General features: G+C 68.1%; 14 protein-coding genes. 7 read left to right on the top strand and 7 right to left on the bottom strand.

Going from position 1 to position 15701, the window contains the following annotated elements; all coding sequences use genetic code 11:
- Positions 1-58: 58 nt before the first annotated feature.
- The 3 genes from F5X71_RS16190 to F5X71_RS16180 are packed head-to-tail and all read right to left on the bottom strand — an operon-like array spanning position 59 to position 3272.
- On the bottom strand, positions 59-1693 hold the full coding sequence (locus F5X71_RS16190) for an ABC transporter permease (RefSeq protein ID WP_167462713.1): 1635 nt from the start codon (positions 1691-1693) through the stop codon (positions 59-61).
- A complete protein-coding gene (locus F5X71_RS16185) occupies positions 1690-2619 on the bottom strand; it encodes an ABC transporter ATP-binding protein (RefSeq protein ID WP_167462712.1) in 930 nt (309 codons plus the stop codon). The genes F5X71_RS16190 and F5X71_RS16185 overlap by 4 nt, the downstream gene beginning before the upstream one ends.
- On the bottom strand, positions 2619-3272 hold the full coding sequence (locus tag F5X71_RS16180) for a TetR/AcrR family transcriptional regulator (protein ID WP_167462711.1): 654 nt from the start codon (positions 3270-3272) through the stop codon (positions 2619-2621). Before F5X71_RS16180 ends, F5X71_RS16185 begins: the two co-directional genes overlap by 1 nt.
- A gap of 105 nt (positions 3273-3377) precedes the next feature.
- Here F5X71_RS16180 and F5X71_RS16175 point away from each other — a divergent pair, with 105 nt between their 5' ends.
- Together F5X71_RS16175 and F5X71_RS16170 are read left to right on the top strand one after the other, a co-directional pair.
- Positions 3378-5315 carry an acyl-CoA dehydrogenase gene (locus F5X71_RS16175; protein WP_167462710.1) on the top strand — a complete coding sequence of 646 codons (1938 nt, stop codon included), beginning with the start codon at positions 3378-3380 and terminating at the stop codon, positions 5313-5315.
- Positions 5316-5424: 109 nt separating this feature from the next.
- The gene (locus F5X71_RS16170) at positions 5425-5886 is read left to right on the top strand and encodes an iron chaperone (protein ID WP_167462709.1); all 462 of its coding nucleotides are present in this window, start codon (positions 5425-5427) and stop codon (positions 5884-5886) included.
- 12 nt (positions 5887-5898) lie between these two features.
- Here the strand turns inward: F5X71_RS16170 and F5X71_RS16165 are convergent, their stop codons facing one another.
- The 3 genes from F5X71_RS16165 to F5X71_RS37740 form a co-directional block, all read right to left on the bottom strand.
- Positions 5899-6513 carry a lysophospholipid acyltransferase family protein gene (locus F5X71_RS16165; RefSeq protein WP_238815926.1) on the bottom strand — a complete coding sequence of 205 codons (615 nt, stop codon included), beginning with the start codon at positions 6511-6513 and terminating at the stop codon, positions 5899-5901.
- A gap of 185 nt (positions 6514-6698) precedes the next feature.
- On the bottom strand, positions 6699-8171 hold the full coding sequence (locus tag F5X71_RS16160) for an MDR family MFS transporter (protein WP_167462707.1): 1473 nt from the start codon (positions 8169-8171) through the stop codon (positions 6699-6701).
- A 220-nt stretch (positions 8172-8391) separates the two neighbouring features.
- Positions 8392-8595, bottom strand: a complete 204-nt coding sequence (locus tag F5X71_RS37740) for a hypothetical protein (RefSeq protein WP_203218307.1) — start codon at positions 8593-8595, stop codon at positions 8392-8394.
- A gap of 85 nt (positions 8596-8680) precedes the next feature.
- On the opposite strand from F5X71_RS37740, the gene F5X71_RS16150 reads away from it, so the two are divergent.
- Both F5X71_RS16150 and F5X71_RS16145 read left to right on the top strand, forming a co-directional pair.
- Complete coding sequence (locus F5X71_RS16150; RefSeq protein ID WP_428981473.1) at positions 8681-10213, top strand: threonine/serine ThrE exporter family protein; 1533 nt, start codon at positions 8681-8683, stop codon at positions 10211-10213.
- Positions 10214-10311: 98 nt separating this feature from the next.
- On the top strand, positions 10312-10968 hold the full coding sequence (locus tag F5X71_RS16145; RefSeq protein WP_167462706.1) for a heme oxygenase (biliverdin-producing): 657 nt from the start codon (positions 10312-10314) through the stop codon (positions 10966-10968).
- 24 nt (positions 10969-10992) lie between these two features.
- On the opposite strand, the gene F5X71_RS16140 is transcribed toward F5X71_RS16145, so the two are convergent.
- A complete protein-coding gene (locus F5X71_RS16140) occupies positions 10993-12504 on the bottom strand; it encodes a sugar transferase (protein WP_167462705.1) in 1512 nt (503 codons plus the stop codon).
- 490 nt (positions 12505-12994) lie between these two features.
- Between F5X71_RS16140 and F5X71_RS16135 the strand changes: the two genes are divergently transcribed.
- The 3 genes from F5X71_RS16135 to F5X71_RS16125 are packed head-to-tail and all read left to right on the top strand — an operon-like array spanning position 12995 to position 15701.
- Positions 12995-14281: a class I SAM-dependent methyltransferase gene (locus F5X71_RS16135; RefSeq protein ID WP_167462704.1), complete on the top strand. Its 1287-nt coding sequence runs from the start codon at positions 12995-12997 to the stop codon at positions 14279-14281.
- Positions 14278-15054 carry a sugar phosphate nucleotidyltransferase gene (locus tag F5X71_RS16130; RefSeq protein ID WP_167462703.1) on the top strand — a complete coding sequence of 259 codons (777 nt, stop codon included), beginning with the start codon at positions 14278-14280 and terminating at the stop codon, positions 15052-15054. The genes F5X71_RS16135 and F5X71_RS16130 overlap by 4 nt, the downstream gene beginning before the upstream one ends.
- Positions 15051-15701 carry a PIG-L deacetylase family protein gene (locus F5X71_RS16125; protein WP_167462702.1) on the top strand — a complete coding sequence of 217 codons (651 nt, stop codon included), beginning with the start codon at positions 15051-15053 and terminating at the stop codon, positions 15699-15701. Before F5X71_RS16130 ends, F5X71_RS16125 begins: the two co-directional genes overlap by 4 nt.

The raw sequence follows: 15701 nt of genomic DNA, 5'->3' as shown, positions 1-15701 counted from the left end.
ACGCACCGCGTGCCGTTTCCCCGGCCCGCGCGGCCGGCGCGGACCGGGGAACAGCTGGTCAGCGCAGGTCGCGGCGGCGGAAGGCGAGCAGGCCCGCCACGAGGAGCACGGCCGCGATACCGAGCAGCCAGCCGATCGGCACGATGTCGAACTCCGCACCGGGCAGCTTCGGCGGGTGGACGAACGGCACCAGATCCACCACCCACTGCGGCAGGCCGTCCAGCGAGCCGACGAAGTAGATGACGACCGCGACGCTGAGCACACCCCACGCCACCGGGGTGAAGCGCGGCGCGAACCCGTAGAGCGCCACCGCGATCCCGGTGAACACCCACACCGCGGGCACCTGAACCAGCGCCGCGGCCAGCGTGTCGGCCACCTTGCCCACCAGATCACCGTCGGTCGCTCCGTAGACAACCCCGATCGCGAGACCGGCGACCGATAGCAGCAGCACCGGACCGAGCAGCGCGAAAGCGATGTGGCTCGCCGCGTATCGCGCGCGACCGACCGCACCGGCGAGGGTCGCCTCGACGCGCTGACTGGACTCCTCGTCGTGCAGGCGCAGCGTGGCCGAGAGCGAATAGGCGGCGGCGCCCGCCGCCAGTAACGTGAGCGCCAGCGTGACGAACGAATCCCGCAGCATGGTCGAGCCGCCCATCCTGGTGATCGCGTCCTGCATGGTCTCGTTCTCACCGAGCATGTCCCCGACGCTCTTGATCGCCCCGCCCATCAGCAGCCCGTACAGCAGGAATCCGACGGCCCAGAACACGATCGACCCACGCTGTAACCGCCACGCCAGGCCCAGCGGTCCCGCCAGCGACGGTGTGGCACTCGGCGGTCCCGGCCGCTCGGCGACCAGCCCCGAACCGGTATCGCGCCGACTCAGCAGCAGGTACGCCGCCGCCACCGTCAGCACCGCGAGCACGAGCAGCGGGATGAGCACCCACCACCGCTCCTGTGCGAACGCGCGCATCTGGATGCACCAGCCCAGCGGCGAAAACCAGGACAGCACACCGTTTCCGGCGTCGCCGATGGCCCGCAGCGCGTAGGCCGCGGCCAGCGCGCCGAGCGCGATGCCCCTGGCGATGCGGGAGCTGGTGCTCACCTGCGCGGCCACGGCGGCCACCCCGGCCCAGGCGAGCCCGGAACCGGCGAGCGTCGCCGCATAGGCCACCGAGCCCGCCACCGGCAGATTGCTGCTGTAAAGCATTGTGGCAGCGATGATTCCGACCGCCGAACAGCCGGCCGTGGTCAGCACCAGCACGGACGAGAGCCCCGCGTAGCGGCCGATGCTGGTCGCGCCGATCAGTTCGGCCCGTCCGGTTTCCTCCTCGACCCTGGTGTGCCGGATGACGGTGAGGACGGTGGCGATCGCGATCATCGCGAAGAACGGTCCCGCCTTCCACAGATACATCGAACCGGGCTCGGTGCTGAACACCGGACCGTACATGGCGACCAGCGCCGGGCTGTCGGTGATCGTTCTGGCGTAGTTCGCCAGATCGGCCGCCGAGCTGTACACGCCTTTCGTCGCCGACACATAGAAGGCGGGCAGCATGCCGAACGCGATCACCCACAGCGGCAGGACGATTCGGTCTCGGCGCAGATACAGCCGCAGCAACCGTCCGGTACCGGCGAACTCGGCCGCACCGCGCGCGGCGGGGGCGGCGTGCTGCCTGCCCGCGGCGACGGTCGTCATGCCCGCACCTTCTCCCCGCCCTGCGCCGGGGCGGCCGCGTCGACGCCGACGTGATAGTGCCGCAGGAACAGTTCCTCCAGGGTCGGCGGCGCACTGGTCAGGCTGCGCACCCCGGTGTCGCCGAGTACCCGGATCAACTCGCCAAGATGCGCGCCGTCCACTTGACAGCGCAAGGTCTTTCCGTCCCACTGGATATCGTCGAGACCGGGAATCCGTGCGAGATCGCCCGGGTCACCGGTCAATTCGGCGGTGATCGAGGTGCGCGACAGGTGCCGCATCTGCGCGAGCGTGCCGCTCTCCACGGTGCGACCCGACCGGATGATGGTCACCCGGTCGCAGAGTGCCTCCACTTCGGAGAGGATGTGACTCGACAGCAGCACCGTGGTGCCGCGATCCTTGGCCTCCTGCACGCATTCACGAAAAACCTGCTCCATCAAGGGATCCAGGCCGGAGGTCGGCTCGTCCAGCAGTAGCAGGCGCACGTCCGAGGCGAGCGCGGAGATCAGCGCGACCTTCTGACGATTGCCTTTGGAGTAGGTGCGCGCCTTCTTGCGCGGGTCCAGGTCGAAGCGCTCGATCAGCTCCGCACGCCGACCGGCGTTGATCCCGCCGCGCATTCTGGCCAGCAGGTCGATGGTCTCGCCACCCGACAGCGATGGCCATAGCGTGACATCGCCTGGCACATAAGCGAGTTCATGATGCAAGGCGACCGCATCGACCCACGGGTCGCGCCCGAGCAGCTCGGCGCGACCGGAGGTGGCGCGCAGAATGCCGAGCAGCACCCGGATGGTCGTCGACTTGCCCGCGCCGTTCGGACCGAGGAAGCCGTGGATCTCGCCTTCGCTGACGGCGAGATCCAAGCCGTCCAGCGCGGCCACATGGCCGAACGTCTTACGGAGACCGGCGATTTGAATGACCTCGGACATCAATGCTCCTTGGTGAAGGTGTCCAAAAGTGTGGGGTCGGTGAGAATGCCCTGGGTGTAGAACTCCAGGGCCGGCGGGGTGAGCTCTTCAGTCAGCTCACGGATGGCCTTACGGAAGTCCAGCTTTTCGCCTGGCTCCTGGTGCATCTGCACCCAGAGCAGCGTCGCGCCGACGTTGAGCGTCATCATGTATCGGGCCCGCGCCGCCGGATCGCGGCTCGGCTTGATCACGCCGGCCGCCACGCCCTGCTGAATGTAGCCCTCGGCGTCCTCGACCATGTGCTCGAACAGGGACTTAGCCATCGGACCGCCGGCTTGCAGGCTGCGGACCATATAGGCGACCAGCGGCCCGTACTCCTCGATCTCGGCGAGTGCGGCCAGCATGCCCTTCTGGACATTGCCCGCGGCGATCGTCTGGAGCTTCTTGTCCCGGATCAACTGCTGCACCCTGGCGTCGCACGCGGCCCGCAGGCCGTCCTTCGAGCCGAAGTGGTGGTTGACCAGTCCCGGCGAAACCCCCGCCGCCTTCGCGATGGCACGCACGCCGACCTGGAAGCCCTGGTCGCCGAAGACCTCGATCGCGGCGTCGCGTATTCGGGCCGCGGTGGTCAGGTCCGTGGCGGGTCCTTGCGATACGGGCTGTTCGTTAAACACATGTTCAATATACTAAACACGCGTTCAATCGACTACAAGAGCCTGTCCGGAATGTCGTGTCAACAGTCACGGTTTGCCCGGCCCGGATCCGGCTACTGTCGAGTTATGACTACCGGCACCGGCACCGCAACGACGGCAGATCACCTACGCGCAGCGCTCGACGGACCGTGGGGCGAGATCCGCGAGCAGGCGCGCGTTCAGCTCGCCGACGACAAGTTCGCCGGAGATCCCTACCTCGACTACAAGGCCGCGCGGGCACGGGTGCTCGACCAGATGCGCGCCATCGCGACGATGGGCTACGCCGAGCGCGGCTTCCGCCGGGAGAACGGCGGCACCAGCGAACCGGGCGCCGCGGTCACCGGGTTGGAGATGCTCGCCTACGCCGATCTGTCGCTGTGGGTGAAAGCCGGTGTGCAGTGGGGGCTGTTCGGCGGCGCCGTGGAGAACCTCGGCACCGACCGGCACCGCGATTACATCAAGCGACTGCTCTCGCTCGATCTGCTCGGCTGCTTCGCGATGACCGAATCCGGGCACGGCAGCGATGTCGCCAACCTCGAGACCACCGCGACCTACGATCCCGAGACCCAAGAGTTCGTGGTGCACTCCCCCACGCCCTCGGCACGCAAGGACTACATCGGCGGTGCGGCCGAACACGCAAGGATGGCAGCGGTTTTCGCGCAGCTCATCACCCAGGGCAAGAACCAGGGCGTGCACTGTCTGCTGGTGCCGATCCGCGACGAGGCGGGCGCGGACCTGCCCGGCGTGACCACCATCGATGACGGCCTCAAGGGCGGACTGCCCGGTGTCGACAACGGCCGCATCGTCTTCGACAACGTGCGGGTGCCGCGGGAGAATCTGCTCAACCGGTACGCCGACGTCGCGCCAGACGGCACCTACAGCTCCGAGATCGAGAACCCGAGCCGCCGCTTCTTCACCACGCTCGGCACGCTGGTGCGCGGGCGGGTCAGCGTGGGCGGCGCCGCCGCGGCCGGTGCCAGGGTCGGGCTGAGCATCGCGGTGCGCTACGCCGAAAAGCGCAGGCAGTTCTCCGATCCGGACAGCGGGCAGGAGACCGTGCTGCTGGACTACCGCAGCCATCAGCGACGGCTGCTCCCGCTGGTCGCCAAGTCCTACGCGCTGGCGTTCGCGCAGAACGACCTCGTCCGCCGCATGCACCTCGTGCAGACCGGGCAGGACCTCAACCCCAGCTCCCAGCGTGCGCTGGAGAAGCGCGCCGCGGGCCTGAAGGTCGCCCAGACCAGGCATGCCACCCGCGCCATCCAGGAATGCCGCGAAGCCTGTGGCGGCGCAGGCTATCTGACGGAGAACCGGCTGGTCACGCTGAAGGCCGACACCGACGTGTTCACCACCTTCGAAGGCGACAACGTGGTGCTCACCCAGCTGGTCGCCAAGGAGCTGCTCACCGCGTACTCCGACGAGATCCGCGACCTCGACGCACTCGGGTGGGTCAAGTTCGCCGCCACCATGGCGCGCGACGAGGTACGTAAGCGTTCGGGTGTGCGACAGCTGATCCAGACCCTGCGCGACGGCTCCGACGACACGGTCGACGACGGCGATCTGTCCCGCCGCGCCGTGCAGCTGCAGCTCTTCGCCGACCGCGAGGACTATCTGGTGCGCACCGCCGGGCACCGCCTGCGCGCCCGCGCCGCGGACACCAGCCCGTTCGAGGCCTTCAACAACGCGCAGGACCACATCCTCACGGCGGGCACCGCGCACATCGATCGGCTGGTGCTGGAGGCGTTCATCGAAGGCATCGAGGACATCCACGACCCGGACGCGAAGGCACTCGCCGAGACCGTGTGCGACCTCTACGTCTACTCGACGCTGGAGGAGAACTCGGCCTGGTACATCATGCATCGCTTCATGTCCGTCGAGCGGGCCAAGGGCGTGCGCCGCGGCGTCAACGAACTCGTCGACCGGCTGCGTCCCGACGCGCTCACACTGATCGAGGGGCTTGGCGTACCGGAGTCGATGCTGCGCGCCGCGATGCTCGAGGACGCGAGCGTCTACGAACGCGGGTGAACCGGCGGCTCATCGGATGCGGTGCCACTGATCAGTTTTCGAGAAGCATTGCCCCGTGCTCGCTTCATAGCATGGAAAGCAACGCAGCACCGATCAGGAGGACCCTCCGATGAGCACCACCAACGACCAGGCCACCACCAAGTCCTACGACGGTTTCACCGCCGAGGAGCGCGACGCGATGAAGCAGCGCGCCAAGGAGTTGAAGACGGCATCGCGGCGCACGAGCCGCAACGCCAAGGCGGACGGCGAGGCCGATGTCCTCGCCAAGATCGCCGAGATGTCGGACGCGGACCGGGCGACGGCCGAGCGGGTACACGCGCTCGTGAAGGCCAACGCGCCGACGCTCACGCCGCGACTCTGGTACGGCATGCCCGCCTACGCCGCCGACGGGAAGATCGTCTGCCACTTCCAGCCCGCGGCGAAGTTCAAGACCCGCTACTCGACCTTCGCCTTCAGCGATCCGGCGCAGCTCGACGAGGGCACCATGTGGGCGAGCGCGTTCGCGATCACCGAGTTGACCGCGGCGGACGAGGCCGTGCTCGGGGCACTGGTGCGCAAGGCGGTCGGCTGAGCAAGGGGTCGGTCAGTCCGCGCGGAGTTCCTCGATCCGCTGCCGCAGTTGGTCGAGCAGCTTCTCGGGATCGTCGAAATCCGCCGGATCGATCGGGGCGCCGAAGTGAATGGTCACCTGCTGGCGGCGGTCGAAGGCCGGGCCGTCGCCGCGGGTGCGCCGCATCGGCAGCACCCGGTCGGTGCCGGTGGTGCCGACCGGAATGATCGGAACACCGCTGGCCAGAGCGAGTTTCGCGACACCGGGCTTGTAGGGCTCGCGCTCGCCCGGCGCGACCAACCGTCCCTCCGGATAGATCAGCAGCACGCCGCCGTGGCGCAGGATCTGCTCGGCCTGCGAGAGCGCGGCCTGCCCCGACTGGCTGTCGCGCCGCAGCACCGGGATATGGCCGAGCCTGCGCACCAGCCACCCCACCACCGGCCACGACCACAGCTCCGCCATCGCGATCGCGATCGCCCTGCGCCGCAACGCACCCCACAGGAACACCGCGTCCAGCATCGAGATGTGATTACTGGCCACGATCACCGGTCCGGCCTTCGGCACCGTCTCGCGACCGATCACCGTGACGCGCACGAACCGCGACCAGGCCAACCCGCGCAGTACCCGGCGCATCAGTTTCGTGGTCACCCACGCACGCTTGCCGAGACCCCTCGGCCGTTCCCCCACACCCATTTCCACCCCCGCGATCTCGTTGCTCTCGCCCAGCCTACCGAGGCGCACCGACAGGGCCGAGCGGCCACCGCGCCCGGAATCGACGCAGCCCCCGGCCTGGGCCAGGGGCTGCGTCGTGCTGGTCGGGTACCGAGTCCCGGTCAGCCCTTGATCAACTCGGGTGCCGCAGGGTCGGTCTCGCCTGCCGCGGCCTGCTCCACATGGTCGGCGGCGCGGCTCGGCAGCAGCACCGCCATGACCACCACGATCAGCGACAGGACCGCGGAGACCAGGAACGCCAGGCGCATACCGTCGAGGTGCGCGGTGGCGAGTTCGACACCGTCCTCGACGAGCTGGCTGCTGCGCGCCGACATGATGGTCACCACCATCGCGGTGCCGAACGCCGCCGCGACCTGCTGCAGGGTGCCCAGCATCGAGCTGCCGTGCGAGTACAGGTTGTGCGGCAGCGCGCCGAGACCCAGGGTGAAGACCGGGGTGAAGGTCGCGGCCAGCGCCACCATCAGCAGCATGTGCAGGGCGACCAGCTGCCAGTACGGCATCGACTTCGAGATCTGGGTGAAGCCGGCCAGTGCCACCGTGATCGCGATCGCGCCCGGGATCACCAGCCAGCGGCCGCCGAAGCGGTCGAACAACCGGCCGACGGTCGGTCCGAGCAGACCCATCGCCAGACCGCCCGGCATCACCAGCAGGCCGGTGGCCAGCGGGCTCAGGCCGCGCAGGTTCTGCAGGTACAGCGGAAGCAGGATCATCGAGCCGAGCATCGCCATGAACGCCACCGACATCAGCACCAGCGCCTTGGTATAGGTGCCCGCCAGCAGGACCCGCAGGTCGAGCAGCGGGGTGCCGGTGCGCTGCAGCCGCAGCTGCCGGAAGACGAAGGTGGCGATGAGCGCCACGCCCGCGGCCACGATCAGCGCGGGCCCGCCGAGGTTGTCGGCCTCGAACTTGCTGAGTCCGTAGACCAAGCCGCCGAAACCGAGGGCGGCGAACACGACGCTGGCCCAGTCGATGGCGCCGGCCTCCGGCTCACCGACGTTCTCCAGTTGCCGCAGGCCGAGCCAGGTGACCAGGCCCGTGATCGGCAGGACCAGCACGAAAAGCCAACGCCACGAACCGACCTCGAGCACGAGCCCGGAGATCACCGGACCCATCGCGGGCGCCACCGAGATGGCGAGGGTGACGTTGCCCATCACCCGGCCGCGATCCTGCTCGGGCACCACGGTCATCAGCGTGGTCATCAGCAGCGGCATCATCACCGCGGTACCGCCGGCCTGGATGATCCGGCCGACCAGCAGCACCGCGAACGAGGGCGCCGCGGCCGAGAGTGCCGTGCCCGCGAGGAACACGCTCATCGCGACGGTGTAGGCCTGCCTGGTCGTGACCCGCTGCAGGAACCAGCCGGTGGTCGGGATGACGGCCGCCATGGTGAGCATGAACGCGGTGGAGACCCACTGCGCGGCCCGCTCGGTGACCTCGAGATCCTCCATCAGCCGCGGGATCGCGTTGATCATGATGGTCTCGTTGAGGATCACCACGAAGGTCGCGAGCACCAGCACCCGGATGACCAGCGGCGTCCGTCCTTTCGAGACGGAAACGGATGGGGCGGCGGGCATCGATACCTCCGGGGGCGACATGGGTAGTGACTGGAACAGGTGGCGGAGGATGTTCGAGGTCCGGTGCCACAGTGATTGAGACGGAACTGGTAGCTCGAACTGATCGGCCGCATCCGAGTATTCCGGTCACCACCGACACAAAACATCCGAATTTCCGGTCGACCATCGCATCATGCACGGAAAACACCCAGGTCAGCACAACTTCCGCCCCCCATCAAGATCAAAGAGTGACCCTGGTCACCCCGGCCGCCACCCGAACGAGCCATTTGCGCGCACGGAGCGAGACCGCCACCCGCGCCCGCTCCGGCACCCGAATTACACCGGCGCCTCCAGCCACGATCCGGCCGTCCGGATCGCGCACGGTCATCGCATTCTTGCCGTCGTGCGTCTCCTCGAACGGGGTGACGACCTCGACAGCGGCCACGGGCCCGGGTAGGCGACACGCCGTGAGGGAGGTCATGTGCCAGCCCGGATGCGAAGGGCTGCGAGAGGTGACTACGTTCGCGTGCATGGCATCAGACACGCTCCCGGGAGGCGACAGCACGCAGACGCGGGTCGATCATCTCGGTCGACGCCGACTGTTCCGGCGCGGGCGACGTCTGGCGGTGGTGAGTCAGGCGGTCGGCCGCCTGGTGGCCGATCGGCAGGCCATCGCCGACACCATCGTGGCCGCGCCCGCGCCGCTGCAGCCGATCGACCTCAGCGACGACGCGCGCGTGGCCGAGGTACTCGATCTCGCCGTGCGGGTGGGCGAGGTGGTCATGGCCTCGGGCACCGGTGTCATCGATACCACCACACAGGTCCAATTCATCGCTGCCACCTACGGTTTGGCGCGTTGCCACGTCGATGTCACCTACGACGCGATCAGGATCTCCGCCGACCGCGGCCCCCTGCTGCCGCCCGCGAGCACCATGCGCATCGTGCACTACCGCTCGCTCGACTTCACCCGGCTCGCGGCGGTCGACCGGCTGACCAGGCGCATCCGCAACGAGGTGGTCGCCCCCGCCGACGCGCGGGCCGCGCTGGACGCGATCACCTCCGCGCCGCACCCCTACAACCGCTGGGTGGCTACCTTCGGCTGGTCGCTGCTGGCGGCCGCGATCGCCGCGCTGCTCGGCGGCGGAATCGTCGTCGCCACCGTCAGTTTCGGCACCACGCTGGCGATCGACCGGATGAACCGGGTGCTCAATCGGTACGGTCTGCCGTTCTTCTTCCAGCACATGGTCGGCGGCGCGATCGCGGCGACCCCGGCCATCGTGCTGGCAACACTCGCCGAGCCGCTCGGCATCGAGGTAGACCCGTCCCTGATCATCGCGGCCGGAATCACCGTGCTGCTCAGTGGATTGCAACTGGTCGGCGCGGTACAGGACGGCATAACGGGCGCGCCGATCACCTCGACCGCACGCATGCTCGAGGTGCTGATGATGACCGGCGGCATCATCGCGGGCATCGCGCTGGCCTTGCGCGTCGGCGACACCATCGGCGCCACCGTGCCACAGATCCAGCTGACGCCGGGCCCTGACTTCACCGACCTGCCGATCAAGATCATCGCCGGTGCCGTCGCCGCCCTGGCGTTCGCGCTCGCCTGCTACGCGGAGAGGCGCGCGCTCACCGCGGCGGCGGGCAGCGGTGCGGCGGGCACGATCTGCTTTCTGCTCGTGCAGCAGGCCGGGTTCGGTCCGGTGCTCGCCTCCGGCGCGGCCGCGACGGTGATCGGCATGGCCGGTGGCCTGATGGCCCGCCGGGCGCTGACTCCCCCACTGGTCGTCGCGGTCGCGGGCATCACGCCGCTGTTGCCGGGTCTCAAGCTGTACCGCGGACTCAACGCCGTGCTCAACGATCAACTCGCGACCGGGGCAAACCAATTGCTCGCGGCCTTCGGCATCGGTTGCGCCTTGGCAGCCGGCGTCACGCTCGGCGAGTGGTTCGACCGCACGGTGCGGCGACCGCGCATCCTGCGCCGCTTCGGCTCGTTGCGCCGTCCGACCATCCGGCGCATCCGGCCCGGCGGTCGCTGGCGCAGGCCCGCGCCCACTCAGTGAGGTAAGCGCCCGCATCCCACCGGAAAAACCGGTATGGTCGTACCGAATTAGGGTACCCAAACCTGGAATGCCAGGTGCCGAAGTGAGGTGGTGCGGTCATGTCGGAAGCGACACCGTTCTCGACGCAGATCCGTAGTGCCACCGCGCGCCAGCACGCGGACGCGGAGAACTCCCGGTTCCTGACCGACATGCTCGGCGGCGCGCTCGGCGTCGACTCGTATCACCGCTATACCGGCCAGCTCTGGTTCGTCTATCGCGCGCTGGAGGCTCGGTGGGACACCCTCGCCGACGATGCGATCGCAGGCCCGTTCATCCGCCCGGAGCTCGCCCGCACCGCGGCACTCGAACGCGATCTGGCGCATCTGATCGGTCCGCGGTGGCGCGCCGACCTGACCCCGCTGCCCGCGACCGCCGCCTACGCCGCGCGCATCGACGAGTGCGCGCGTGACTGGCCCGCGGGCTACATCGCCCACCACTACACCCGCTACCTCGGCGATCTCTCCGGCGGGCAGGTCATCCGCGGCACCGCCGAGAAGCTGTGGGACCTGCCCCACCGCGGCGACGGCGTCCGCTTCTACGTCTTCGACGGCGTCGGCAACCCGGCGGCGTTCAAGCGCGAGTACCGCGGCCTGCTGGATCGATTGCCGCTCGACGACCTGGAACGCCGCCGGGTGCTCGACGAGGGACGCCGCGCGTTCGCCATGAACACCGCACTGTTCCAGGAGCTGGCCGCGGAGTTTCCTGCCGCGCAGTAGACCGGCCCCTCTTCGAGGCCCCGGTCAGTACGCGCCCGCGCCGCGGGTGACCGCGCCGATCGTGCGCGCGATGAGCAGCAGATCGAGCACCATCGACCAGTTCTCGACGTACGACAGATCCAGCCGCACAGAGTCTTCCAGCGACAGATCGGATCGACCGCTGACCTGCCACAACCCGGTCACGCCCGGCTTCACGAGCAGCCTGCGCCGCATCTCGCCGTCATAGCTGTCGACCTCGCGCTGCACCTGCGGGCGCGGCCCGACCACGCTCATCTCCCCGCGCAGCACGTTGAAGAACTGCGGCAGCTCGTCGAGGCTGAACTTGCGCAGCACCTTGCCAACCGGGGTGATCCGCGGATCGTCCTTCATCTTGAAGAAGACCGGATTGCCACCGTTGCGCGCGATGAGCGCGTCCACGGCCGTGTCCGCCGCCACATACATGCTACGGAACTTGATCATCCGGAACGGCTTGCCGCCCCGCCCGATTCGCTCCGACAGATAGAACACCGGGCCCGGACTCGTCAGTTTCACCGCGAGCGCGATCGCCACCATGGTCGGCGCGATGGCGAGCAACACCGCCGCCGCGAACAGCACGTCGAAGACCGCCTTGCCGGTCGACTTCGCGCGATCGTATTGCGGTTTCGCGATGTGCAACATCGGCACACCGGCCACGAACCGATTGGTCAGCCGGGTACCCGCGATATCGACCACGCCGGGCGCGACGATCAACTCGACGCCGAGCGGGTCGAGTTCCCATGCCATCCGACGCAATTCGACCGGACTCAGGTGGTCGGTCGCGGTGACCGCGACCGTGTCGGCCCCGGTGCGGCGTACCGCGTCGAGTACCGTACGGTCGTCGCCGACGACCGAGAACAGATGATCCGACGGACCGCGCAGATACTCGGTGATCCCGTCGAGCCCGTCCGGAATGCACACACCGACCACCCGGTACCCCGATGCCGGGTCGGCGGCGAAGGCATTGGCCATCGCCTGAGCCGCCTCCGCACAGCCGACCACGAGCACCGAGGTGCGGTATTCCCCGCGCCCGCGCAACCGGCGCGCGTGGATCCGCCACAGCCATCGGCTGAGCATCAGCCCGAACAGGCCGAGCGGCAGCGCGATCGCCAAATAGCCACGGGCGAACTCGATCTGGAACACCAGCGACAGGATCGCGAGCACTCCGAACAACCGCAGCGTGGCCGCGACCAGCCGGCGATATTCCTCGCCGCCGCTGCCGACCACCTGCGGCGAGCGAGTGCTGCCCACCGCGAGGAACACCGCCCAGGTGAGCGCGAGTACCCCCGAGACCACCGTGTACCCGACCTCGTACGGCAGATGCCAGGCCAGCGGAGGCGCGGCGGGCCCGCCGAACCGGATGATCTGAGCCAGCAGCATCGCGACCACGATCACGCCGAAATCGGTTGTCGCCAGGCGTCTTACATACTCGGCCTGCCACCGTTCCCGATCGGAACGCGGCAGGCCGTGCGGCGATCGACGAAGCCGCAGATCGTCGTCGTCGGTGAGCTCGTAGCTCATGAACACGCACCTCCCCCTGGGAGAGAAGAAGAAAGCCCCCCGATCCGCACTGATCGGTCCCCGCTGCACGATCCCGGCCGTCGCGGATGTCCCGTCATTCGGCCGTCAGTTGCCGATTGTTACAGAACACAATCCGTTTCACATGTCGAATCAACAGGGCCGCAAAGTGTTCCACGGAGTAGCCGACAAAGGGGCGGTCGGTATTTCGCCCACGTTTACTGACGCGCGCTCGTAACCAAGGGTGCAGGTCACGAACCTTCGCTACCCACAAGCGAATTCATCCCACCCGGGCGAAACCACCAAGCCCCCGGATAGCCGCCAGGAAGCTACCCCGGGAAACCGGTCGAAAAGTACCGGAAATTACTTCCTGCTCAGTCGATTTCGCCAACCCCACGCGGGACTTTCGTTGTAACGTCTCACTGGATCGGGTCGACGTCTGGGGTGCGCCGACAATGTGCCGGTTATTCGACTCTTGGCAAAGGTGGGCTTCGTGCTATGTCGTCTGTGTGGTTCCGAGCGATTGACGAGCGTGCTGGATCTCGGTGCGACACCTCCGTGTGAAAAGTTCCTCGCCGCAGCCGAACTCGATCTCCCGGAATCAACTTACCCGCTACACCTCCGGTTGTGTGCGGAGTGCATGCTATTGCAGATTCCGGCATTGATCACGCCGGAGGACACCTTCACCGAGTACGCCTATTTCTCCTCGTTCTCCGACAGCTGGGTGCGCCACGCCCGCACCTTCGTCGGCGAGGCGATCGACCGGCTCGACCTCGGCGCCGACTCGTTCGTGGTCGAGGTGGCGAGCAACGACGGCTATCTGCTGCGTCACCTGGTCGCGGCCGGCGTGCCCTGCCTCGGCATCGAGCCGTCTGTGAACGTCGGCGACGCCGCCCGCGCGGCGGGCGTGCCCACCGAAACCGCCTTCCTCGACGAGGAATCCGCGGCCCGGGTGCGCGCCGAGCACCGGCCCGCCGATCTGGTCGTCGCCAACAACGTCTACGCCCATGTGCCCGATCTACGCGGGTTCACCAGCGCGCTGCGCCTACTGCTCGCCGACGACGGCTGGCTGTCCATCGAGGTGCATCACGCGCTGAACCTGTTGCGGCTCGGCCAGTTCGACACCATCTACCACGAGCATTTCCAGTACTACACGCTGCACTCGGCCCAGCGCGCCCTCGCGACCGCTGGCCTGGCGGTGGTCGACGTGGAACTGCTGGCCTCCCACGGTGGTTCGCTGCGCGTGTGGGCCCGGCCGACCACGGTGGCCGCAACGCCGAGCCGCCGCGTCGCCGAGGTCCTGCGCCTGGAACAGCATGCCGAACTGCACCGGGTCGAGGGCTATCGCCGACTCCGGCCGCGCACCGAGGCGGTCCGGCACGAGCTATTGCGGTTCCTGCTCGACCAGCGCGCCGCGGGCAAGCGGGTGGTCGGCTACGGCGCGCCGGGCAAGGGCAACACGCTGCTGAACTACTGCGGCATCCGTGCCGACCTGCTCGAGTACACCGTCGACCGCAACCCGTACAAACACGGTCGATTCACCCCTGGCACCCGGATTCCGATCCATCCACCGGAGCGGATCGACCTCGATCGCCCCGACGTCGTGCTCGTGTTGCCATGGAACCTCGAGGCCGAACTCACCGAGCAGTTGCGGCATATCGCTTCGTGGGGCGCCGAATTGGTGTACCCGCTACCGGCACTGCACCGTGCCGACCTCACCGGCCACAACGACGTGCGCACCACACCCAACTCCGAAATGACAGGGAGGGGAGCACGATGAAAGTTGTGCTGTTCTGCGGCGGCTACGGCATGCGGATGCGCGATAGCACCGACGACATGATTCCCAAACCGATGCAACTGGTCGGTCCGCGCCCGCTGCTCTGGCACGTGATGCGCTATTACGCGCACTACGGCCACACCGAGTTCATCCTGTGCCTCGGCTACGGCGCCCAGCACATCAAGAATTTCTTCCTGACCTATCAAGAATCGGTGTCCAACGATTTCGTCATCCGCGACGGCCAGGTCGAAATGCTGAGCTCCGATATCAGCGACTGGCAGATCACCTTCGTCGACACCGGCCTGGAGTCCGCGATCGGCGAGCGGCTGCGCAGGGTGCGCGAACATCTCGGCGACGACGAACGGTTCCTGGCCAACTACGCCGACGTGCTCACCGACGCGCCACTGGACGACATGGTCGCGCGGTTCACCCGTTCGGGCGCGGCCGCCTCGATGATGGTGGTGCCGCCGCAGTCCTCGTTCCACTGCGTCGACATGAAGCCGACCGGCGAGGTCAAAGAGATCATGCCGGTGTCACGAATGCCGTTGTGGGAGAACGGCGGCTACTTCGTGCTCACCCAGGAGATCTTCGACTTGCTGCCGCCCGGCGGCGATCTGGTCGCCGACGCGTGCGCGACGCTGGCCGGCCAGGGCCGCCTGTTCGGCTACCAGCATCTCGGCTTCTGGAAGCCGGCCGACACCTTCAAGGAGCGCGCCGAGCTCGACCAGGGCTACCGCCGCGGTAGGCGGCCGTGGATGGTCTGGGAGCGAGTGTGATCCAACTCGCGGTCGGCACGGTCCGCGAGATCGCGGTGCTCGGCGCGCACTGCGACGACATCGCGATCGGGATGGGCGCGACACTGCTGACGCTCGCGCGCGCCCATCCCGGGCTGCGGGTACGCGCCCTGGTCCTCTCCGGCGCCGACACCGAGCGGGCCACCGAGGAGCACCGCGCACTGGCGGCGTTCTGTCCCGGCGCCGAGGTGCACCTCGCTGTGCTCGACGTGCCGGACGGGCGCGCACCGGCGCACTGGGATCGAATCAAGAACGAGCTCAGCTGGTTTCGCGGCAGCACCGACCCGGACCTGGTCTTCGCGCCGCACCGCGGCGACGCGCACCAGGACCATCGGCTGCTGGCCGAACTGGTACCCACCGAGTTCCGGGACCAGCTGGTGCTCGGCTACGAGATCCTCAAGTGGGACGGCGACACACCGGCCCCGGTCTGCTTCCATCGGCTCAGCACCGAACTGGCCGTGGAGAAGGCGACCCTGCTGCTGAAACATTATCCGTCCCAAACACATCGGGACTGGTTCGACCAACAGGCATTCACCGGCCTGACCCGGCTGCGCGGCGTGCAGTGCCGTGCCGCGCACGCCGAGGCGTTCGTACTCGACAAGGCCGTCATCGATTTCGGAGGTTCCTAG

Origin of the sequence: Nocardia brasiliensis, assembly GCF_011801125.1 — a bacterium.
Classification (GTDB): Bacteria; Actinomycetota; Actinomycetes; order Mycobacteriales; family Mycobacteriaceae; genus Nocardia; species Nocardia brasiliensis_C.
Note: the sequence above shows the minus strand (reverse complement) of the source record. Positions and strands in the feature narration are given on the sequence as shown.